Below are 21,070 nucleotides of genomic sequence, written 5' to 3'. Positions count from 1 at the left end.
GCATCAGCGGCCTTTTTATTACAGCCCTTAGAAAGTAGGTGGCGTCGCGGCGCTGATGAGCTCACACTCTTCCTTACTTTTATTGCGAAAGCGATGTGGCTTACGGGTTTCAAAGTAATAAGAATCCCCAGCTTTTAGTACTTTAGATTTGCTGCCTACGGTAATTTCAATTTCTCCGCGGATTACAATGCCACCTTCTTCACCTTCGTGTTGAATAAATTCGGTGCCAGTATCTGCGCCTGGCGGGTAAATCTCGCGCAAAATTGCCAGTTGTCGACCATTTTGTTTACTACCAACCAGCAGCATTTTTACTTTGCCATCGCCCAAGTCGGTAAGCTCTTCGGCACTATAAAAAATCTTATCGTCACTTTCCATTTCAAGGGTGAAAAACTCACCCATAGAAATGGGGATCGCATCGAGGATCTTTTTTAAGGAGCCAACCGAGGGGTTGACTTGGTTTTGCTCAATTTGCGAGATCATACTGTTGGTGACCCCACTGAGCTTGGCTAGTTCGCGCTGCGAAATACCGCGCATTAGGCGAATACTTTTAAGGCGTTTTCCAACATCCATTAAATTTGTTCCTCAAATATCAACGCCTATTGACTATTGCGAACTCTTAATTCCAGCAAGCGGCGTTTTTCTGCTTTGGCCATTAACCACCAAGCAATAAAAGTAGCGACAGATACTACACCAATAATCAGGGTAGCTAGGGCATTAATTTTGGGACTTACCCCTAACCTTACGCTAGAAAACACCACCATCGGTAAGGTAGTTGCACTAGGGCCAGATACAAAGCTGGCAATTACTAGGTCGTCTAAGGATAAGGTAAAGGCCAATAACCAGCCTGCAACCAAGGCTGGAAGAATAGTGGGCAGGGTGATTACAAAAAACACCTTAAATGGGGTAGCCCCTAAATCCATGGCGGCTTCTTCAATACTCTTGTCTAGTTCGCGTAAGCGCGAACTCACCACCACCGAAACATAAGCGGTACAAAAGGTGACGTGAGCAATCCAAATGGTTAGCATGCCGCGCTGGCTAAATAGATCAAATACTTGGCCTAAAGAAATAAACAGCAATAGCAAGCTTAAGCCAGTGATCACTTCTGGCATAACTAAGGGCGCGGTAATCATGAAGGCAAAGCTAGTTTCACCTCTAAACTTACTATAGCGGGTCATCACAAAGGCGGCGAGAGTTCCCAACACAACCGCTGCTGATGCAGACAAAAAACCAATGAGTAAGCTTAAGCTAATGCCATTCATCAGTAGCGAATCGTTGAACAGTGCCCCATACCACTTGGTAGAAAAGCCACTCCAAACCGTCACTAAGCGGTTAGCGTTAAACGAATAAGCAATTAGGCTTAAAATAGGCAGATATAGAAAGGCTAAGCCAAGGCTGAGGATCAGCCACTTCCACTTGGTTTTGTAAACCGGGATCGCATCCATTAGCTGGCCTCCAATTCACGTTTTTGATAACGGTAAAAGAACATAATTGGCACCATTAATAGTAATAGCATTACCGAAGCTACTGCAGCGGCAACAGGCCAGTCACGGTTATTAAAGAACTCTTGCCACAGCACCTTACCAATTAGGATTGAGTCAGGCCCACCGAGTAACTCAGGGATAACAAACTCACCTACTGCGGGAATAAATACCAACATTGAGCCTGCAATAATGCCAGCTTTAGTTAGCGGTAATAGCACTTTGAATAACACCGTTAGGGTCGAGGCACCTAAATCACGTGCCGCTTCTATTAGCGAATAATCAACTCGCATAAGTGCGGTGTATAAGGGCAGGATCATAAACGGCAAATAGGTATACACAATGCCAATATAAACGGCTGTGTCGGTGTGCAGTATTTGCAGCGGTTCATCGATAACACCTAGGTAGAGCAAGATGTTGTTTAAGAAACCGTTGTTTTTAAGAATGCCTATCCATGCATAAACCCGAATTAAAAAGCTGGTCCACGAGGGTAGAATGATCAGCATTAGCAGGATATTTCTGTTAGCAGGGCTTGAATGCACGATGGCCCAAGCCATTGGGAAGCCAATCACAAAACACAAAAAGGTGGAAATCGCGGCAATGCGTAGCGACTGCAAATAGGAACTAATGTAGAGATCGTCTTCGATTAAGTAACCATAGTTGCCTAAATTGAGCAGTATTTGCACTTGCTCATCCACCATAGTGATTAACTCACTATAGGGAGGAATGGCAATCATTGCCTCGGCAAAACTGATTTTAAAGACAATAAAGAACGGCATTAAAAAGAATAAAAATAGCCAAAAGTAAGGCACCGCCATAATGGTGCAGCGCCCACTTGGCACCCAGCGATTAAGCCTTTGTTTAAGTTTGTCGCTAAGCATGGTCATATTTTGAGTACCACGCAGCTGTCGGCTTGCCAGCACAAGTACACTTGGTCTTCCCAGGTTGGCATATTGTTGCGGTGGCGGCTGCTATTGGGCATAGCCGCGGTGACCCGTTTACCACTGGCTAAACGCACATAGTAAATAGACTGATCGCCAAGATAGGCTATGTCTTCTACCTTGCCTTGACATACATTGTTATGGCGCCCTTTAAGGGTTTTGAAAATACTCATTTTTTCGGGGCGAACTGCCACCATGAACGGAACGCCAGGAGCCGATGATACGCCGTGATTTAAGCTAATCGGATAACCAAGTTCTGGGCTGTCGATAGTTGCGCTGTCGTTATCATTGTCACGCAACACCCCTTCAAATACGTTTACAGAGCCAATAAACTCGGCACTAAAACGTGAGTTGGGGTATTCGTAAATTTCTTCCGGCTCGCCCACTTGAATAAACTGGCCGCGATTCATAATGGCAATGCGGCTTGCCATGGTCATGGCTTCTTCTTGGTCGTGGGTTACCATTACGCAGGTAACGCCAACCTTTTCTAGAATATCCACTACTTCAAGCTGCATTTGACCACGCAGGTTTTTATCTAGTGCACCCATCGGTTCGTCTAACAATAACAGTTTTGGGCGTTTAGCTAGGCTACGAGCCAGTGCCACGCGTTGACGCTGTCCACCCGACAATTGATGCGGTTTGCGGCGAGCGTAGTCTTTCATGCGCACTAGCTCGAGCATCTTAGCTACGGTTGCGCCAATTTCATCTTTGGGCAGCTTATCTTGTTTTAGGCCAAAGGCGATATTTTGTTCCACGGTCATGTGGGGAAATAGCGCATAGGATTGAAACATCATATTCACAGGGCGCTGATGAGGAGGCACGCCAATCAGCTCTTGGCCATCGAGAATAATTTTGCCAGCGCTGGGCTTTTCGAAGCCAGCTAACAACCTTAGTAAAGTGGATTTACCACAACCCGATGCACCCAATAGGGCAAAAATTTCGCCCTTGTTTATGGTCAGGCTTACGTTGTCTACGGCTATTGCGCCGTCGTAGTCTTTACTTAAATTTTCAATGTGTAACAAAGGTTCTGGGGCTTTCTCGCCATCAACCGGAAGCTTTGAAATGTGTGACACCGCAGCCATTGCGGATCCTCCATAAAGAATCAAAAACGCACTTGCCACCCTTGGGTGGCAAGTGATTACTTAGTTTTGAAGAAACTTAGTCCAAGAGCGTGTCAGAGTTCGAGACGCTTTTGCTGGCATTACCTTGGCTCCATATAATTTAGCTAAGGTTTCGTCACTTGGATAGATACCCGGATGTTCAATAATTTCTGGATCAATAAACTCTTTAGAGGCAGGCGTTGGGTTGGCATACCATACGTAGTTAGAGATCTCCGAAATCACTTTTGGCTGTAGCAAGAAGTTAATAAATTTGTGTGCATTATCTTTATGTGGTGCATCCGCTGGAATGGCCATTAGGTCAAACCAGGCTAAGGCTCCTTCTTGCGGGATAACGTACTCAACCACTACACCGTTATCGGCTTCGGCAGCGCGATCTGAGGCTTGTAATACATCACCAGACCAGCCAATGGCCACACAAATGTCACCGTTCGCTAAGTCGTTAATGTATTGCGAAGAGTGAAAATAAGTCACATAAGGGCGTACTGATTTGAGCAGTTTGTATGCCTCGCCAGTGTCTTTGTAGTCGTTAGGATCAACACTGTTTGGATCTTTACCTACGTAATGCAGCGCAGCTGCAAATAACTCGGTAGGCGCATTTAAAAATGCTACTCCACAGCTTTGTAGTTTTTCCATATTCTCTGGTTTAAATACCAGATCCCAACTATCTACTGGGGCGTTGTCGCCTAATACTTCTTTAACTTTGTCTACGTTGTAACCTATACCCGTGGTTCCCCATAGGTAAGGCACTGCATATTGATTATCCGGATCTGCAGTTTCATCAAGCATAGACATAATTTTATCATCTAAATTGCCGTAATTGCTCAGTTTTGTTTTGTCTAATTTGATAAACGCACCAGCCTGAACTTGGCGGGCTAAAAAGTCTGAAGTTGGCACCACAATGTCAAAACCGGTTGAGCCGGAAAGAATCTTGGCTTCTAGCACTTCGTTTGAATCGAATACATCGTAAACCACTTTAATACCGGTTTCGGCTTCAAACTGGGCGATGGTGTCTTCGGCGATATAATCAGACCAGTTGTACACATTAAGTACTTTTTCTTCGGCTGCCTGCAGGGTAAATGCGCTGGCAGTTAACAGGGAGGCTAGGGTTAGGGTAAAGCTAGCGTTTTTCATGTTGTTCTCCAAATCCTTGTGGTGATTGCTCGTACTGCTTCGCGGATTAACTCAATGCCTGCAGAGTGTCATCCAAACTTTGTTTTGCCAGTGTAATTAACTGATCGACTTGTTGTTTTGTAATAACCAATGGGGGTGAAATAATCATGGTATCGCCGCAAGCGCGCATGATAAGCCCATTGTTTATGCATATATCGCGACACACACCGCCAGCGCCTTGCTCTTTGCTAAAGCGTTGTAGGGTGTTTTTATCGGCAACCAGCTCTATGGCTGCCACCATGCCTTTACTGCGCGCCTCGCCTACCAGGGGGTGGCTAGCCAGTTCTTGCCAGCGTTGGGCTAAATAAGGGGCGATTTCATCACGTACGCGGCTAATAATGTTCTCTTGCTGCATGATGCGAATGTTTTCAATGGCTACCGCGCAAGCTGCTGGGTGGCCAGAATAGGTAAAGCCATGGGCAAATTCGGTATCGGCCTCGGTTAGGCCTTTAGCCACCTTATCTGACACCATTACCGCGCCAAGTGGCAGATAACCCGAGGTAATGCCTTTAGCCAAGCACATTAAATCGGGTTTAATATTATAGGTTTGGCTGGCAAACCATTCACCAGTGCGGCCAAATCCACAGATCACTTCGTCTACTACCAATAAAATATCGTATTTGTCACAAATACGTTGAATCTCAGGCCAGTAGGAATCTGGTGGAATAATTACGCCACCTGCACCTTGGATAGGTTCGGCGATAAATGCTGCCACCTTGTCTTCACCTAACTCTAGAATTTTTTGCTCTAGCTGCTGGGCGCGTTCTAAACCAAACTGTTGCGGATCTTGACCTTGGCCTTCTTCAAACCAATAAGGTTGATCGATGTGGCTAATATTGGGCAATGGTAAGCCACCTTGGGCATGCATAAAGCCCATGCCACCTAAGCTAGCACCTGCCATGGTGCTACCATGGTAAGCATTGTTGCGACTAATTATTTCTAACTTATCGGGCTGTCCTTTACTGGTCCAATAGTGGCGTACCATGCGCACTACCGTATCGTTACATTCTGAACCCGAGCCGGTAAAAAAGGCCTGATTTAAACCCTCTGGCGCGAGTTCTGCCAACAGTGCTGATAGCTCAACAGCAGGGCTATGAGTAGTTTGAAAAAACAGATTGTAGTAAGGCAGCTGTTGCATTTGTTTGGCTGCAGCATCAACTAATTCTTGGCGACCATAACCTAGATTTACACACCACAAGCCGGCCATGGCATCGAGCAACTTATTGCCCTCACTGTCGAATACAAACACACCGTCGCCTCGTTCTATCACTCTAGCTCCCTTGGCATTTAACTCTTTAAAGTTAGTGAAAGGGTGTAAACAGTGGGCGCTGTCTTGTTGTTGTATCGTCAATGTTGCTGTGCTCATTTCGCCTCCTTGTGGCTGAGTTAACTCTGGGTTTATACGTTGAGTAACAAAAACTCACGTTCCCAAGAACTAATGACCTTGAAGTAGGTTTGGTATTCCTTACGTTTTACTGCCACGTAACAGTTCACAAAGCGTTCACCTAGTATTTCTTTTAGTTCGTCGCATTGCTCTAACTCAACCAATGCTTCCTCTAAAGTGCCGGGTAGAGTGTAGCGATCCTCGCTTACATCACCGGTTTCTTCGGCCGAAGGTGTCAATTGTTTTTTCATGCCGATGTAGCCGCAGGCTAAGGTAAGCGCCATGGCTAGATAAGGGTTGGCGTCGGCGCCGGCAAAGCGGTTTTCTACGCGGCGATTTTGCGGATCTGATAGTGGCACACGTAAACCCACGGTGCGATTGTCGATGCCCCATTGCAAATTAATCGGCGCCGAGTCGCCAAACATTAAGCGTCGATAGCTGTTCACGTTAGGGGCATAAAAGGCAATGCTAGCGGGAGTAAATTGCTGTAAACCGGCGATAAAACTTAAAAACAACTGGCTATTGCTGCCATCTTCGTTAGCAAACAAGTTGTTGCCATTAAAGTCTTCTAGGCTTTGGTGAATATGCATGGCGCTACCAGGTTCATCTTCCATTGGCTTAGCCATGAACGTGGCATAGGTATCATGCTGTAAGGCTGCTTCGCGCATGGTGCGTTTGAAAAGAAATACTTGGTCACAGGCTAACGTTGGCTCGCCGTGATCAAAGTTAATTTCCATTTGCGCTGCACCAGATTCATGGACCAAGGTATCTACATCTAGGTTCTGTGCTTCGCAGTAGTCGTACATGTCTTCAAACAGCGGATCAAACTCATTTACCGCATCAATGCTAAAAGACTGACGTGCAGTTTCTGGACGACCATTACGCCCAATGGGTGGCTCTAGTGGATAGTCCCAGTCGAGGTTTTTCTTCACTAAGAAAAACTCTAGCTCTGGCGCTACAATCGGCTTCCAGCCTTCTTTCTCATACAGTGCGAGTACTTTTTTCAGAACAGAGCGTGGCGCCATGCCAATCAACTCGCCTTGGCTGTCGTAACAATCGTGAATAAGCTGAGCAGTAGGCTCTTTGGCCCAAGGTACAAAACGCAGGCTGTCGGTATCTGGCTCCAAGCGCATGTCTTTTTCGGTCCAATCGAATAAGTCGTCATCGTCAGGCCAGTCACCAGTCACTGTTTGGTAAAAAATTGATTCAGGCAGGCGCATACCGCCTTCTTTCAGATATTTGTTAGCGGGGATAATTTTGCCGCGAGCATTACCGGTTATATCGGGGATGAGACACTCAACTTCGGTTATTCGGTTTTGCTCAAACCACTTCCTGACGTTATCCATAATCACCTGTCATAAATCTGTTAAGTAAATTGGGGCAGCTTCTTACTTTGCCTAATTTTCACCCCGCACTATTAACAATTGTCATGATTTTTCATTAAAGTCAACAGAGTGTTAAATAAAAACTAAATATAGTCCCTTTTTCAGCTTATTGTTCAATTTAATTTGCATTATACTTAACACTGTGTTGTAAATTTATAGGGATTAGGGGACGATTTAGCCAAGGGACTGTTAATTATGTTGAAACACCAATCACAGATTCAACCCATCAGCATGCTTCAACAAGTAGAGGATTTTTTGGCGGCTCATCCGCAATTAGAAAGTATTGATCTAATGCTTTCTGACATGAATGGTGTGATTCGCGGAAAGCGCATTGAGCCTGCGGCTTTAGCCAAAATTGCCCAAGAGGGAATGTGTTTACCCGCTTCGGTATTTGCGCTAGATATTTGTGGCGATACCGTGGAGGAAACCGGATTAGGTTTTGAGCAAGGTGATGGCGACCGAATTTGTCACTTGTTACCACATAGCTTGTCGATGATCCCTTGGAAGAAAAACGCTGCGCAAGCTTTGTTAACCATGCATGAAGTTGATGGTTCGCCATTTTTTGCAGACCCGCGACAATTACTTAGTAAAGTATTGCAAGAATTGTATCAGCAAAATTTATTTCCCTGTGTGGCCATTGAGTGGGAGTTTTACTTACTTGATGCTCGCAGCGAAAATCGTCAGCCTCAAGCACCATTATTGCCAAAGTCGCAGCAGCGAATGCAGCAAACCCAAGTATACTCTCTTGATGAGTTAGATGAGTTTGATGCGTTTATTCGGGATATCCAAGACTATTGCCACACTCAAAATATTCCTAGCGACAATGTTATTGCCGAATATGCCCCTGGGCAATTCGAGGTGACTTTACAGCATCAAACCGATCCTTTGCTAGCTTGTGATCAAGCTATTTTGCTAAAGAGAGCCATAAAGGCCGTGGCTAAACAGCACGGTTACCTCGCGACATTTATGGCCAAACCTTATGCCGAACACTCCGGCAATGGCTGCCATGTGCATATTAGTATGTTGGATAAGCACGGGCATAACCTTTTTGCTACTGACCAAGGCTTGCTTGAATATGCTTTGGCGGGTTTGTTGAACACTATGCCGCAGGCAATTGCCTTGCTGGCACCTAATGCCAATTCTTATCGTCGTTTTCAACCCGACATGTTTGTGCCGCTGCAGGCTAATTGGGGCTGGGACAACCGCACTGTTGCCTTGCGCATACCCTCTGGCAGCGCTGAGAATACCCGCATTGAACATCGCGTAGCAGGCGCTGATTGTAATCCTTATATTGTTATGTCGGCCTTATTGGCCGGGATTACCCATGGCTTAGACCAGCAGCTGGATTGCCCTGAAGCGGTAACTGGCGATGCCAGCAAAGTGCCAGCTCCTGCCTTACCAAGCTCTTGGGAACAGGCCTTAGCCGAATTTGAGCACTCCACCTTGTGGTCGCTACTAGGTGCAGATTTTAGCCATGTATACCATGCCAATAAACTTAATGAGTGGCAGCGCTTTGAAGCGCAAGTAACACCTTTAGAGCAGAAGTGGTATCAGCAAATGGTGTAGTGCAACAGCAGATTTGTTTTTTAGTTTAAGGTGAGAAAATGAAAGCGCAGCATGCAAATTCATATTATGCGGCGAGTGCAAATGTGCACTTAGATTATCCGCAGCTACAAGGCGAGCATCAGGCTGATGTATGTGTAGTGGGTGCCGGTATAACTGGCGCTAGCACCGCACTAGAGTTAGCCAGCCAAGGTTATAAGGTTATTTTGCTGGAAGGTAGTCGCGTGGGCTGGGGAGCCTCGGGACGAAGTGGCGGGCAAGCTATTTTTGGCTGGGCCAGTGAACAGTCCACCCTAGAGAAATTAGTGGGTAAAGATGATGCCAAAAAATTGTGGGATCTCTCGGTTGAATCGCTAGCTGTTACTAAAGACAACATTCGCAAACACCAAATCGATTGTGATTGGCAAGATGGCCAAATTCACGTAGCGATTAAAGATCGTCATGTTCGCGAGTTAAAAGCATGGCAGCAGCAGCTGAGTGAAGACTACGGCTATGAGCATTTACAGTATTGGTCGCAAGAGCAACTCGCCAGCCAACTTAATAGTCCACGTTACTTGGGTGGGATGTTTGATTCAAATAGCGGTCACTTACATCCGCTTAATTACACCTTAGGCTTGGTAAAGGCTGCCGAACAAGCTGGCGCTAGCATTTATGAAGACAGCAAGGTCATCAAAATTGAACACGGCGCTAAAGTTAAACTTCATACCGCGCAGGCTAGCGTGAGTTGCCAACACGTGGTGTTGGCCTGTAATGCCTATATGGAAGGACTAAACAGTAAGCTAGAAAGCAAAGTAATGCCGGTAGGGACTTATATTTGTGCCACGAAACCCTTAGGTGAAGAGCGTGCACGCGAACTGATCGCCAACAACATGGCGGTATGCGACATCAACTTTGTACTGGATTATTACCGCTGTTCTGGCGATCACCGCATGTTGTTTGGTGGCCGAGTGAGTTATTCAGGTATTGAACCACGTAATTTAGCGCAAACCATGAAACAACGCATGGATTGGGTATTTCCTCAATTAAGCGATGAACCGGTGGAGTTTGCCTGGGGCGGTAATGTCGGCATCACTATTAACCGTGCGCCTCACTTTGGCCGAATAGCGCCAAATGTGTATTTTGCCCAAGGCTTCTCCGGCCACGGCATTGCAGCTACGGGTTTGGCGGGCAAGCTAATGGCGGAATCGATTATGGCCACCTCTGAGCGCTTTGACATATTCGATAAAATTCCACACATGCCTTTTCCTGGTGGGCGCTTATTACGTACTCCCGCCTTAGTGCTTGCCATGACCTATTACCGAATTCGAGATTTGCTTTAGTGCTATCGGCTGGCCAAGCGCCAGCCGTTCAATCCTTGTTTCTCGTACTATAGTTCGTATTTTCTGCCTATAAACCTATTAGCGCCCGCTGATTTATCGTTATACTTGCCTAATATTCGTAATCATAAAGGTAAGCACGTAATGGCTGCATCACCGATTAATCGGGTTTTTCCTAAGGCAAGTCGTTTGGTATATGGCTGTATGGGTTTAGGCGGAAACTGGGATAACTCACCTGTAACGCAAGATCACTTAAACCAAGCGCATACCGCTATTGATGCGGCCTTAGAAATAGGCATTAACTATTTTGACCACGCCGACATCTATACCATGGGTAAGGCTGAGCAAGTATTTGGTCAAGTATTGGCACAGCGCCCAGAGCTGCGTGAGCAAATTATTCTGCAAACTAAGGCGGCAATTCGTTTTGGTGATGAGCAGTGGTGTGGTCGTTACGATTGGTCGGCAGATTACATTCGTCAAAGTGTTGAAGATTCGCTGCGCCGCTTACAAAGTGAAACCATTGATGTGATGATGCTGCACCGCCCCGATCCTTTGGCCGAAATGGACGAAGTGGCCGCGGTGCTTAGCGAACTTAAAGATAGCGGTAAAGTGCAGCACTTTGGTGTATCTAACATGAGTGGAGCACAAATTGCGCATTTGCAATCGCTGCTGAGTTTTCCGCTAGTGGCTAATCAGTTAGAGATGAGCTTGTCTAAAATAGATTGGCTTGATCACAACATTGCAGTAAATGACGAGCAAGTAAAAGGCCACAGTTTTACTGCTGGAACCCTAGAATACTGCGCTATGAATAAGGTGCAAATTCAGGCCTGGGGTAGTTTATCGCGTGGCTTGTTTAGTGGCGCCGATTTATCAAATGCCAGTCAAGCCCAGCGTGATACTGCGCAGCTCGTTCGCCAATACGCCGATCAAAACTCAAGTTCGCCAGAGGCCGTTGTACTCGCGTGGCTAATGCGCCACCCCGCTGGGATTCAGCCAGTTATAGGCAGTGTAAACCCAGACCGGATTCGCGCCTGTGGAGATGCCACTAAACTACAGCTTAGTCGCGAGCAATGGTATCAGCTGTATGTCACATCGCGTGGCAAAGCTTTACCTTAAACACTGCATATTCAGGAAGAACGCCGAGCTAATGCTCGGCGTTTTTGTTTGTAAAGCTACGCTGCTGGTGGCGTGAACTCTGCTTTAAGTTGTTTTACCAAACTTACCAGCCACCACGCTACTACTGCGCTAAGTATTACCGTAGATAGCGGCATTACCAGCCAGATCCCCACCACGCCATAAGTGGCGGGCAGCAGCAACATAAACGGCAGTTGAATAGCCATGTTGCCGACCGAAATAAAGCTAGCGCGATTGGCGCGGTTTATCGACTGAAATACCACCGCACCGGTAAAAATTAAGCCGTCTAATGGCATGGCCCACAGGTGTAAACGAATACCGCTTACCGTGGCGTCTAATAATACAGGGTCATCGTTGTTAAATATTGACACGCTTAGTTCGCTAAATAGGTTCATCAAAAACACCGCCGCTACACCGCTGCCTAGGATAATGCTAAAGCCTAGCGCCATCACTTTTAGTACATTGTCGTAGCGTTTAGCGCCAAAGTTATAGGAGATGAGAGGCTGCATGCCGTTAGCAAACCCTTCGGCAATAAAGTAATAAATAACGCTTAAGTACAACACAATGGCATAGGCGCCGGTGTCGGTCACACTGCCATAACGTAAGAATAAGTAATTGTGCACCAAGGTAATAAAGGCGGTATATACCGTAGTAAAAAAGCTGCTTAAACCTAAATTACTTATATTGGCGAGGTACTTTGGCTTTAAGCAAAAACCGCTAACTTGAAAACTCAAGCTGCTGTAGCGAGAGAAAAAGTATGCAATCGCCAAGAACATTACCAGAGCTTGTGCGCCTAAAGTGGCGTAAGCCGCCCCCGCTAGTTGCCAATCCCACTTTACAATAAACAAATAGTCGAGGCCGATGTTGGCCAATGCTCCCACTATCATCAATAGGGTGGCAAAGTTGGGAGAGTTGTCGTTTCTAATCAATATGGGTAGGGCGCAGCTAAACAATACAACCAGCGCGCCGTTACCTAAAATGCCTAGGTAGCTCTCGGCCATAACTTGAATATTGCCGCTGGCTCCTTGCAAGGTAATGGGTTTGGCGCCTAATAAAGCTAAAATGGCGCTAAACAGCACTGCCATTATTAGCATGAGCAAGAAGGCGTGGCTTAACAGGCTCTGCGCCTTGCTGGTTTTGCCCTCACCACTGGCAATAGAGATTAACGCACCGCCACCTACACCCACCATTAAACCTAAGCCGGTGACCAAAAATATAATCGGCCAAGCTAGGTTAATGGCTGCTAATCCTTCTGCACCGAGCACTTGGCCAATGAACATGCCATCAACAATTAGGTAAATGCCACTCACAATCATGGCTACAACCGAAGGAATGGAATAGCGCCAAAATTGTAAGGTAATGTTTTTACTAAGCATGATTGGCCAAGGTTAAGGAATAGAAAGTACTCAGTGAGCACCGAATTGCAGCTCCATCATATTCACTTTAATGGATCTGACAAGAGGGAAAGCTAACAAATAAGGGCTATGCTTATTGTTTGTGCAAATGCTGCTGGAGTATCTAGGGTCTGTTGATCTTTGCTGATGGTTTTTGCAGCAATTTGTTAGCCATTTAGGCAAGGCTGAGAGTGTGCGGTTAATGGGCTGGGCTTAATAATCACTCGCTAACGCTGGATAAATGGCTAAGAAATGCTGCCCGAAGGGTTCGGATAAGCGAACTTTACTCTTTGTTAAGCACTTCTTGCTTAGCCCACTAGGCTTCTAAGTGCTCGCCGCGATTAAAGCCCGCTTATCTCGAACAAAACTTCAACACCAAAGATCAACAGACCCTAGTTCAAGCTTTGGTTTTTACGAGGAAAACAAGTGAATTCATATGTAACCATCCGAGCTGCCAAAGTGGAGGACGCTGCGGCCATTAGCCAATTACTTTGCGATTTGTCTCGTCGTTTCTTGCTGGATGATTTTACCGAGCAAGCAGCAAAGCGCTTGCTGAGATCGATGAGCGAAAAAGCAATTCGTTCTTATATCCGCGAGGGTTTTTGTTATCACCTCGCCGAGCAAAAACAGGCAGGTAAGGTGGAGTTATTAGGTGTGGTTGCCACTCGGGATAACAGTCACCTTTATCACCTTTTTGTTGCCGAGCTTGCTCAAGGAAAAGGCTTGGCAAGTCGCCTTTGGAAACACGCTAAAGCCCTATGTATAGCAAACGGCAATAAGGGCGAATTTACGGTTAATGCGTCGTTATCTGCTAAAGCGATGTATCAGGCTTGGGGCTTTGTTGCCGAGCAAGAACAGCGCAATACCAAGGGCATTATAGATGTGCCAATGCGCCTAACACTTAATGAGCAAACTAAGGAGAAAACATGCAACTAGCGCAGTTAAATATAGCTACCGCCAAAGATGATTTAGATTCACCCCTGCTCAAAGATTTTGTCGATAATTTAGATCCCATTAATGCCATTGCTGATGCGAGCGAGGGCTTTATTTGGCGGCTTAAAGACGACACCGGCAATGCGACTGATGTGCAAGCTTTTGATAACCCAAGGATGATTGTCAATTTATCGGTATGGGAGTCTTTAGCTAGTCTGCAGCACTTTATGTTTAAAACACATCACATCGACATTATGAAACGCCGGGCAGAGTGGTTTGATAAATCGCCGTTGGCAACTTACGTATTGTGGTGGGTGGAAGATGGCCATGTTCCCAGCACCGCTGAGGCACTTGAGCGTTTAGAATTATTAAGGAAGCACGGAGATACTGCTCAGGCCTTTAGTTTTAAAAAAACATTTAGCGCAGAAGACGCCTTACAGCGCTAATCTAGGCTGTCATTTAATAGCCTTTAGCATCTTTTGCTACTCAGGTTTTGTTGCTCCCCTTTGGAGAGAAAGCGTCTAAGCTAAGTAAATGCAGGGCGAGTATGCCCCGCCATTTTTGCGCAAGGAGAGGGTATGACTAAGCCGATTATTGCCGATGACAAACCCAACAAGGTGAGTTTAACTAAGGGAGACCAATACTACTTTTGCAGCTGTGGTCGTTCTAAATCCCAACCCTTTTGTGATGGTAGCCATGCAGGTACTGGCCTTAGCCCCAAGGCTTTTACCGCAGAAGAAAGTGGTGATGCTTATTTATGTGCTTGTAAAACCACGGGGAATAGCCCATTTTGTGATGGCAGCCATAAGCAGTTTAGCGCCGAGCAAATAGGCCAAGAAGCCCCACAGCCTCAAACAAAAAGTGCTGCACCTCAAGCCACTGCTACCACTGAAGAACCCACCGTTGCCTTTATTCATCAATTGGCGCGTGAAGGTTTATCAAAACTGGGTCACCATGGAGCAATGACCTCGATGGGAGTACCTAGGCATCTTCTGCCACATTGGGACGACATTCAAGTGATGGTGGCACAAATGGCCAAAAAGCCTTTGATGGAAGATCAATCTGTGGCCACAGAACTGATTATCGGCCCAGAGGCGAAAAAGCCACTGCAGCTAAAGATACCTCTGTTTGTCTCTGATATGAGTTTTGGTGCCTTATCGGAAGAAGCTAAAATCGCGTTGGCTAAAGGCGCCGAGTTGGCTGGAACTGGTATTTGCTCTGGCGAAGGCGGCATGCTGGCTGAAGAGCAGCAACAAAATTCCCGTTACCTTTATGAGTTAGCCAGCGCCAAATTTGGTTATCAAGAATCACTGCTAACTCAAGTTCAAGCTTTTCACTTTAAAGGAGGGCAAGGTGCCAAAACCGGCACCGGAGGGCATTTACCTGGCAATAAAAACCATGGCAAAATTTCTTTAGTTCGTGGCATAGCTGAAGGGCAACCGGCAATCTCCCCGCCCACCTTTGCTGATTTACACAGTAGCAAAGACTTTAAACATTTTGCCGATCGGGTGCGTGAAATAAGCGGCGGCATTCCCCTTGGTTTTAAGTTAAGTGCTAACCATATCGAGCGAGATATTCAATTTGCTTTAGATAGCAGCGCTGACTACATCATATTAGATGGGCGTGGCGGCGGTACTGGGGCAGCACCAGAAATATTTAGGGACCATATTAGTGTGCCTACCATTCCGGCCTTAGCCAGAGCGCGACGCTATCTTGACCAACAAGGTGCCAGTGGCAGGGTGAGTTTGATTATAACAGGCGGTTTGCGCTTACCTATGGATTTTGTCAAAGCCATGGCTTTAGGAGCCGATGGTGTAGCGGTATCTAATAGTGCCATGCAAGCCATAGGTTGTGTGGCAGCGCGGATCTGTAATACCAATAATTGCCCAGCTGGGATTGCCACCCAAAATGCCGATTTACGCCAGCGTTTAAAGGTGGACAAATCGGCTCAGCAATTGGCTAATTTCTTTGATGCATCGGTAGCGCTAATGCAGGTTATGGCACGTGCGTGTGGGCATCATCATCTTAATCAATTCACTAAAGACGACTTGGCAACGTGGCATCGAGAAATGGCTTATTTAAGCGGAATAGCTTACGCAGGTTTTAGCACGATTTAGGAGTGCATTGTTAAATTGACAAAGCTGATTTTGGTGGTTTAGCTAGCCTTAAAATTGCTGGTTTTTGCAAGGCTTGCTGGAAAAGTCAGCAATTACCAGTTTTTTTCTAAAATGTCTTTACAGGGCGGGGCTAAAACCCTAATATACGCCTCCGCCAGCGTTGAGCACCCGTAGCTCAGCTGGATAGAGCGTCGCCCTCCGGAGGCGAAGGTCACAGGTTCGACTCCTGTCGGGTGCGCCATTGCTTCGGAAACGCTCGAAATACTCAGTGGTGGGTATAGCTCAGTTGGTAGAGCCCCGGATTGTGATTCCGGTTGTCGTGGGTTCAAATCCCATTACTCACCCCATTATTTAGATGCAACGAGATTCGTTGTTATCGCAATAGTTTGATTATTGTTAAGAGCTTGCTCTACAATAATTAAGATGACAAGCGCAACTTGGTAGCGCATCGTCACGAAGCTCATAAAGAGTGGGACCAGAGGGTTTAGTCCTCTGAAATATCAAGAAAATCGGTGATTAGCGCAGCTTGATAGCGCATCATCGCGAAGCTCATAAAGAGCGGGACCAGAGGGTTTAGTCTTCTGAAATATCAAGAAAATCGGTGATTAGCGCAGCTTGGTAGCGCATCTGGTTTGGGACCAGAGGGTCGGGAGTTCGAATCTCTCATCACCGACCACCTTCTAAAAAGCCTGCTCATCGAGCAGGCTTTTTGCTTTCTTTAGCTTGGAATTGAGCAATGAATGGGGAGTTCGCCTTTTAACCTTGGCGCATCACCGACCACAATTAGAAAGCCCCGTCAGTTATGACGGGGCTTTTTTTTATGGCTGAATAATAAGTAAGAGCTGTGGGAGTTCGACGTTTAACCTCGGCTCATCACCTAACTTTAGAAAACGCTTATTTCCCGTAGGCGTCTGCGGTGACCAATATACAGCGTTTAGCGTAGCCAATTCCCCATTGCGTAACGTCACTAATACTAAGGTCGGTTAGCATTAGGGTGGAGTCTTGAGATTGCTTTGCTTGCGCTAAGGCGAGTGCTGTTGATGGGTTTTGCTTTAATGGAAATAGATATAAAGCATACGTTTGGCAGTGTTTGCCACTGGCGGGACCAATATATCTTAAGTTACTAGGGTCTGTTGATCTTTGGTGTTGAAATTTTGTTCGAAATAAGCGGGCTTTAATCGCGGCGAGCACTTAGAAGCCTAGTGGGCTAAGCAAGAAGTGCTTAACAAAGAGTAAAGTTCGCTTATCCGAACCCTTCGGGCAGCATTTCTTAGCCATTTATTCAGCGTTAGCGAGTGATTATTAAGCCCACTTAACTGCACACTCACTGCCTTGCCTAAATGGCTAATAAATTGCTGCAAAAACCATCAGAAAAGATCAACAGCCCCTAGTATTTCCTTGATAAAAGCTCCGCTCGGCATAGGAGCCATGGTTCCCTGTGGAGCAAGCAGTGAGCACTAATATACTTAAAGCTATAACGCTGTTGTTGAGTAATGAATGCAGCAAAGCTAATCCTTATTGTTGAGGTTAAGCCAAGTATAAACCTTAGTGGTAAGCTTATGATACATAGCTTACGTCACTGGTAAGTATTAAAGAGTTTGACTATCTATTTGTTGAGTCGTTTTGCAGTCATTAACACAAAGGCTATTGCAGATTGTGTTTACCAGTCTATCGCTTTGCTCGATATCTATTGCCGCTGAGCTAAGCCCTCAGCTGGTACGCCATATTGCGCCGCAAGGCGAAAGACTTACGAAATCGCTACTTTATCGATTTACTCGACTTGGTCTTGTCTAAAACTGAGCAGGAGCTTGGGCCGTTTCGTCTCGAGAGCAATAAAGCCAAAATGCGCCCAAATCGCTCTTTGCTGCAGCTGTAAAATAACCACGGTATTGATATGGTGTGGACAATGAGCACCGCAGCGCGTATCGAACAAAGTTTATGGATCGCCTTTAGCGATAGTAGCTTTGATGCACTGTTTTCTCGCTATCGATACGACAATCTAGTTAACGAGCTAAGATCTCGCACGGTGATTAAACTAAATAAGCCCTATTTACACGCTAGCACACCTAGCGAGCAAAGCCCGCTTTGGCTCACTATTAACTAAGAATTACTCTCGCTGTCTCATTTTATGAAAAATTGGTTTTATTGGTGAGTTATCATTTCATAGCTGTTGATGTTTTGTTGATCTGTTTGCTTGCTGCTTGACTCGCCGATTTCATACAATTAGCGAATGAGTTAATGATGGATGATTCCTATGCCTTGCCGCTATTTATGGATATTAGTCATTTTTGTGATTGCTTTAGCGAAAGTCCATGCAGCAAATATCGTGGTGAGACATGCTCAACCCGAAAGCGATAACGATAAACGCCAACAATATTTCGTAGAATTGCTGAACTTAGCTTTGAGTAAAACTGAAGCGGGTTTTGGGGCCTACCAAACGCAAACTTGCGCAGTGCGGATGATGCAAGATAGGGCGCTACAGCAGTTACAGCGCAAGCGTTGTATAGATGTAGTTTGGACCATGACCAGCCTTGAGCGTGAGTCAAAACTGCTGGCTGTACGCATTCCTTTATTGAAGGGCTTATTAGGCCAGCGGGTATTGATGATCCGCCGAGAAGACCTTCGTCGATTTAGAGACATTCAACAGCTTAGTGAATTGGCTCAAATGCGCGCAGGGCAAGGTATGGGCTGGCCTGATATTGAGATACTAGAATACAATCGTTTGCCAGTAATTGAAGGCAAAACCTATGAAGGTTTGTTTGGCATGTTAGAGCGCGGCCGCTTTGATTATTTTCCTCGAGGTATTAGCGAAGTAGGTGCCGAATTAAAACAGCATCAACGGGAAGGTTTTGTTGCAGAGCCAAGAATATTACTCAGTTATCCCGCACCCATTTATTACTTTGTAAACCCAGAAAACACCGTGTTAGCCGAGCGTTTAGAGCAAGGTTTAAGGCTAGCCATTGATGATGGTAGTTTTGAAGCGCTATTTAAAAAATTTAATTACCACAAATTGGCAGATTTAATGGAAAATCGCTTGGTGTTTAAACTACGCAATCCGTCTTTACATCCAAAGACGCCGATTGATGAAGATAAACTTTGGGTGCTCCCTAACCTTGTTAAAAACTTGCGGTAAGCGCATGTATTTAGCTGTTTAATTACTTCAAACAGTAATATTGGTTGTGAAAACATCGTCATTTCGCCTAGTATAAAAGGTGATTAAGTTCACTTTTTTGTTGTTAAGGCTATTACGTTTTTTGCGTCTTATGTTGAACTGTGGACTGCATCAAAAATCTTCCGTTAAGCTAGGCTAGTATCGCCTTATTTAGCGGGTTGCAGAGGTTTCCCACCTTTTTGTTACTCTCATTGTATTGAATTAGTTTTAGGAGTTTTTCATGCCTTTCGCACAGCAAGATAAAAAAGTGCAAACGTTTACCCTTAGGAATGCTAAGGGGAGTGAGGCCACGGTATTGGCATGGGGAGCTACCCTAGCCAGTTTAAAAATAAAACTTAGTAGCGGTGAGTTACGTGAAGTGGTTCTGGGTTGTGACAGCTTTGAGGATTACCTAAAACAAGACGCTTACTTAGGTGCTACGGTGGGGCGCTATGCTAACCGCATCAAGCAAGCGCGCTTTGAGTACCAAGGGCAGGTTTATGCCTTAAGTGCCAATCAAGATGAGCACCAATTACATGGCGCCAATGATTTTAGCCATCGCGATTGGCTAGGCGAGCAGCTGGCAGACAACAAAGTTCGTTTTACTATTAGCTCAGCCGATGGAGAGTGTGGATTTCCTGGTAATATGCAAGCGCAGCTTGATTACACCTTAGATGAAGATAATCAGTTAGTACTGGATTACTCAGCTACTGTAGATAAAGCCTGTCCAGTAAATCTCACCGACCATAGTTATTTTAATTTGAATGCCGCGAGCTCAACGGTATTACAGCACCACTTATACATTGCAGCAGATCATTACCTGCCAGTAGCAGCTGATGGTATTCCGGTTGATGGCTTAAAACCTGTAGAAGGAACTGGCTTTGATTTTAGGCAAGCTAAGCTGATTGCTAAAGATCTTAAGAAAGATCCCGATCAGCAGCTAGTGGGCGGATACGATCATAGTTACTTGCTGCAAGAACAGGTGGTGAGTGATGGCAAGCCAGTAGCCCGTATTATTGCCGATGACGCGTCGCTAGCAATGGAAGTGTATACCAATAAACCTGCGATCCAGCTTTATACTGGTAATTTCCTAACCGGTAATCCGGGGCACAACGGCGAAGTGTATCAGGCTCATAGTGGCGTTGCTTTAGAAACCCAATTTTTGCCAGACTCTCCCAACCGCCCAGATTGGCCACACCAAAGCTGTTGGTTAAAGCCAGGCGAACGTTATCAATATCAAACCTGTTATCGCGTGTATCAACCCACGGCATAAATTTTCCAATATTGAAGTTTTTGTAGGCAGCGTACCGATTTTCACATACATCGTGTATGCTGCTTGCACCATACTCCAAATCTAGGGATGTTTATTTATGAAGAAATGGTTGGCACTGTGCGTTGGTGTGCTTGTATTAAGCTTTCAAGCCGTCGCAGACGATTATCAAGCTACGATTCAGCAGTTCAAAAAATCTGATCGAACCACCCCATTTTTTAACAATGCTTATGGCTATGCGGTGTTTCCTACCATTGGTAAGGGTGGCATTGGTATTGGTGGCGCTTACGGTGAGGGTAAAGTCTACCGAGGCGGAGCATCTACAGGCAGCGTAAATATGGGCCAAGTTACACTTGGTTTCCAACTCGGTGGGCAAGCGTTTAGCCAAATCATTTTCCTTCAAGATAAACGCGCTTACGACGAGTTTACTAGCGGCAGCTTCGAGTTTGGTGCTCAAGCGAGCGCAGTGGCTTTAACCGTTGGCGCTTCTGCTCAAGCAGGTACTTCTGGCACTGGAGCAGCCGCGGGTGAAACCCAATCTAAAGCGCATTATGTAAGTGGTTATGCAGTATTCACCTTAGCTAAAGGTGGTTTAATGTATGAAGCCAGTATTGGCGGACAGAAATTTAACTTTACCGCTAACTAGGGTCTTAGGTATAGGTACTAAAAAAAGGACCTGTTAGGTCCGTTTTTTTATACGCTGTTAAAGCGCC

Annotated in this window: 19 protein-coding genes and 3 tRNA genes; 14 read left to right on the top strand and 8 right to left on the bottom strand. The window is 45.7% G+C overall.

Annotation, left to right across the window (positions count from 1 at the left end; all coding sequences use genetic code 11):
• Positions 1–27 precede the first annotated feature (27 nt).
• From K5L93_RS08630 to K5L93_RS08600, 7 genes are read right to left on the bottom strand one after another with little or no spacing between them, the layout of a single operon-like run.
• On the bottom strand, positions 28–570 hold the full coding sequence (locus tag K5L93_RS08630) for a cupin domain-containing protein (RefSeq protein WP_220719327.1): 543 nt from the start codon (positions 568–570) through the stop codon (positions 28–30).
• A gap of 26 nt (positions 571–596) precedes the next feature.
• The gene (locus K5L93_RS08625) at positions 597–1,442 is read right to left on the bottom strand and encodes an ABC transporter permease subunit (protein WP_220719326.1); all 846 of its coding nucleotides are present in this window, start codon (positions 1,440–1,442) and stop codon (positions 597–599) included.
• A complete protein-coding gene (gene potH / locus K5L93_RS08620; RefSeq protein ID WP_220719325.1) occupies positions 1,442–2,365 on the bottom strand; it encodes a putrescine ABC transporter permease PotH in 924 nt (307 codons plus the stop codon). Before potH ends, K5L93_RS08625 begins: the two co-directional genes overlap by 1 nt.
• Positions 2,362–3,501: a putrescine ABC transporter ATP-binding subunit PotG gene (potG, locus tag K5L93_RS08615; RefSeq protein WP_016399826.1), complete on the bottom strand. Its 1,140-nt coding sequence runs from the start codon at positions 3,499–3,501 to the stop codon at positions 2,362–2,364. Before potG ends, potH begins: the two co-directional genes overlap by 4 nt.
• 60 nt (positions 3,502–3,561) lie before the next feature.
• Positions 3,562–4,671 carry an extracellular solute-binding protein gene (locus K5L93_RS08610; protein ID WP_220719324.1) on the bottom strand — a complete coding sequence of 370 codons (1,110 nt, stop codon included), beginning with the start codon at positions 4,669–4,671 and terminating at the stop codon, positions 3,562–3,564.
• 46 nt (positions 4,672–4,717) lie between these two features.
• The gene (locus K5L93_RS08605; protein WP_220719323.1) at positions 4,718–6,076 is read right to left on the bottom strand and encodes an aspartate aminotransferase family protein; all 1,359 of its coding nucleotides are present in this window, start codon (positions 6,074–6,076) and stop codon (positions 4,718–4,720) included.
• A 32-nt stretch (positions 6,077–6,108) separates the two neighbouring features.
• A complete protein-coding gene (locus tag K5L93_RS08600) occupies positions 6,109–7,440 on the bottom strand; it encodes a glutamine synthetase family protein (RefSeq protein ID WP_220719322.1) in 1,332 nt (443 codons plus the stop codon).
• Positions 7,441–7,674: 234 nt separating this feature from the next.
• Between K5L93_RS08600 and K5L93_RS08595 the strand changes: the two genes are divergently transcribed.
• The 3 genes from K5L93_RS08595 to K5L93_RS08585 all read left to right on the top strand — a co-directional run bounded on the left by K5L93_RS08595 (position 7,675) and on the right by K5L93_RS08585 (position 11,474).
• Positions 7,675–9,045, top strand: a complete 1,371-nt coding sequence (locus K5L93_RS08595) for a glutamine synthetase family protein (protein WP_220719321.1) — start codon at positions 7,675–7,677, stop codon at positions 9,043–9,045.
• Positions 9,046–9,083: 38 nt separating this feature from the next.
• On the top strand, positions 9,084–10,361 hold the full coding sequence (locus tag K5L93_RS08590) for an NAD(P)/FAD-dependent oxidoreductase (protein WP_220719320.1): 1,278 nt from the start codon (positions 9,084–9,086) through the stop codon (positions 10,359–10,361).
• A 141-nt stretch (positions 10,362–10,502) separates the two neighbouring features.
• Positions 10,503–11,474 carry an aldo/keto reductase gene (locus K5L93_RS08585; protein WP_220719319.1) on the top strand — a complete coding sequence of 324 codons (972 nt, stop codon included), beginning with the start codon at positions 10,503–10,505 and terminating at the stop codon, positions 11,472–11,474.
• Between the two features lie 56 nt (positions 11,475–11,530).
• Here the strand turns inward: K5L93_RS08585 and K5L93_RS08580 are convergent, their stop codons facing one another.
• The gene (locus K5L93_RS08580; RefSeq protein WP_220719318.1) at positions 11,531–12,868 is read right to left on the bottom strand and encodes an MATE family efflux transporter; all 1,338 of its coding nucleotides are present in this window, start codon (positions 12,866–12,868) and stop codon (positions 11,531–11,533) included.
• A gap of 444 nt (positions 12,869–13,312) precedes the next feature.
• Between K5L93_RS08580 and K5L93_RS08575 the strand changes: the two genes are divergently transcribed.
• From K5L93_RS08575 to K5L93_RS08525, 11 genes are all read left to right on the top strand, one after another.
• Positions 13,313–13,822 (top strand): GNAT family N-acetyltransferase, encoded by a 510-nt coding sequence (locus tag K5L93_RS08575; RefSeq protein WP_220719317.1) that lies wholly within the window; start codon positions 13,313–13,315, stop codon positions 13,820–13,822.
• Positions 13,813–14,265, top strand: coding sequence for a DUF3291 domain-containing protein (locus tag K5L93_RS08570; RefSeq protein ID WP_152783671.1), 453 nt, complete (start codon positions 13,813–13,815; stop codon positions 14,263–14,265). Before K5L93_RS08575 ends, K5L93_RS08570 begins: the two co-directional genes overlap by 10 nt.
• A gap of 132 nt (positions 14,266–14,397) precedes the next feature.
• Positions 14,398–15,936: a glutamate synthase-related protein gene (locus tag K5L93_RS08565; RefSeq protein WP_220719316.1), complete on the top strand. Its 1,539-nt coding sequence runs from the start codon at positions 14,398–14,400 to the stop codon at positions 15,934–15,936.
• 164 nt (positions 15,937–16,100) lie between these two features.
• Positions 16,101–16,177 (top strand) — tRNA-Arg (locus K5L93_RS08560).
• 30 nt (positions 16,178–16,207) lie between these two features.
• Positions 16,208–16,283 (top strand) — tRNA-His (locus tag K5L93_RS08555).
• Positions 16,284–16,535: 252 nt separating this feature from the next.
• Positions 16,536–16,612 (top strand) — tRNA-Pro (locus K5L93_RS08550).
• A 1,050-nt stretch (positions 16,613–17,662) separates the two neighbouring features.
• On the top strand, positions 17,663–17,812 hold the full coding sequence (locus tag K5L93_RS08545) for a hypothetical protein (RefSeq protein WP_220719315.1): 150 nt from the start codon (positions 17,663–17,665) through the stop codon (positions 17,810–17,812).
• 30 nt (positions 17,813–17,842) lie between these two features.
• Positions 17,843–18,040: a hypothetical protein gene (locus K5L93_RS08540; protein WP_220719314.1), complete on the top strand. Its 198-nt coding sequence runs from the start codon at positions 17,843–17,845 to the stop codon at positions 18,038–18,040.
• A gap of 150 nt (positions 18,041–18,190) precedes the next feature.
• Positions 18,191–19,069, top strand: a complete 879-nt coding sequence (locus K5L93_RS08535; RefSeq protein ID WP_246615020.1) for a substrate-binding periplasmic protein — start codon at positions 18,191–18,193, stop codon at positions 19,067–19,069.
• Positions 19,070–19,328: 259 nt separating this feature from the next.
• Positions 19,329–20,360, top strand: a complete 1,032-nt coding sequence (gene galM / locus K5L93_RS08530) for a galactose-1-epimerase (protein ID WP_220719313.1) — start codon at positions 19,329–19,331, stop codon at positions 20,358–20,360.
• Positions 20,361–20,457: 97 nt separating this feature from the next.
• Positions 20,458–21,003 carry a lipid-binding SYLF domain-containing protein gene (locus K5L93_RS08525; protein ID WP_220719312.1) on the top strand — a complete coding sequence of 182 codons (546 nt, stop codon included), beginning with the start codon at positions 20,458–20,460 and terminating at the stop codon, positions 21,001–21,003.
• Positions 21,004–21,070 lie beyond the last annotated feature (67 nt).

This window comes from Agarivorans litoreus, assembly GCF_019649015.1.
Lineage (GTDB): Bacteria > Pseudomonadota > Gammaproteobacteria > Enterobacterales > Celerinatantimonadaceae > Agarivorans > Agarivorans litoreus.
Note: the sequence above shows the minus strand (reverse complement) of the source record. Positions and strands in the feature narration are given on the sequence as shown.

What these genes read in the sequence shown, in the direction of transcription:
- K5L93_RS08605 (WP_220719323.1), bottom strand. Translation starts at nt 6,076, where the DNA reads ATGAGCACAGCAACATTGACGATACAACAACAAGACAGCGCCCACTGT.
- potG (WP_016399826.1), bottom strand. Translation starts at nt 3,501, where the DNA reads ATGGCTGCGGTGTCACACATTTCAAAGCTTCCGGTTGATGGCGAGAAA.
- K5L93_RS08570 (WP_152783671.1), top strand. Translation starts at nt 13,813, where the DNA reads ATGCAACTAGCGCAGTTAAATATAGCTACCGCCAAAGATGATTTAGAT.
- galM (WP_220719313.1), top strand. Translation starts at nt 19,329, where the DNA reads ATGCCTTTCGCACAGCAAGATAAAAAAGTGCAAACGTTTACCCTTAGG.
- K5L93_RS08630 (WP_220719327.1), bottom strand. Translation starts at nt 570, where the DNA reads ATGGATGTTGGAAAACGCCTTAAAAGTATTCGCCTAATGCGCGGTATT.
- K5L93_RS08610 (WP_220719324.1), bottom strand. Translation starts at nt 4,671, where the DNA reads ATGAAAAACGCTAGCTTTACCCTAACCCTAGCCTCCCTGTTAACTGCC.
- K5L93_RS08600 (WP_220719322.1), bottom strand. Translation starts at nt 7,440, where the DNA reads ATGGATAACGTCAGGAAGTGGTTTGAGCAAAACCGAATAACCGAAGTT.
- K5L93_RS08595 (WP_220719321.1), top strand. Translation starts at nt 7,675, where the DNA reads ATGTTGAAACACCAATCACAGATTCAACCCATCAGCATGCTTCAACAA.
- K5L93_RS08535 (WP_246615020.1), top strand. Translation starts at nt 18,191, where the DNA reads ATGCCTTGCCGCTATTTATGGATATTAGTCATTTTTGTGATTGCTTTA.
- K5L93_RS08580 (WP_220719318.1), bottom strand. Translation starts at nt 12,868, where the DNA reads ATGCTTAGTAAAAACATTACCTTACAATTTTGGCGCTATTCCATTCCT.
- K5L93_RS08585 (WP_220719319.1), top strand. Translation starts at nt 10,503, where the DNA reads ATGGCTGCATCACCGATTAATCGGGTTTTTCCTAAGGCAAGTCGTTTG.
- K5L93_RS08525 (WP_220719312.1), top strand. Translation starts at nt 20,458, where the DNA reads ATGAAGAAATGGTTGGCACTGTGCGTTGGTGTGCTTGTATTAAGCTTT.
- K5L93_RS08565 (WP_220719316.1), top strand. Translation starts at nt 14,398, where the DNA reads ATGACTAAGCCGATTATTGCCGATGACAAACCCAACAAGGTGAGTTTA.
- K5L93_RS08625 (WP_220719326.1), bottom strand. Translation starts at nt 1,442, where the DNA reads ATGGATGCGATCCCGGTTTACAAAACCAAGTGGAAGTGGCTGATCCTC.
- potH (WP_220719325.1), bottom strand. Translation starts at nt 2,365, where the DNA reads ATGACCATGCTTAGCGACAAACTTAAACAAAGGCTTAATCGCTGGGTG.
- K5L93_RS08540 (WP_220719314.1), top strand. Translation starts at nt 17,843, where the DNA reads ATGAGCACCGCAGCGCGTATCGAACAAAGTTTATGGATCGCCTTTAGC.
- K5L93_RS08590 (WP_220719320.1), top strand. Translation starts at nt 9,084, where the DNA reads ATGAAAGCGCAGCATGCAAATTCATATTATGCGGCGAGTGCAAATGTG.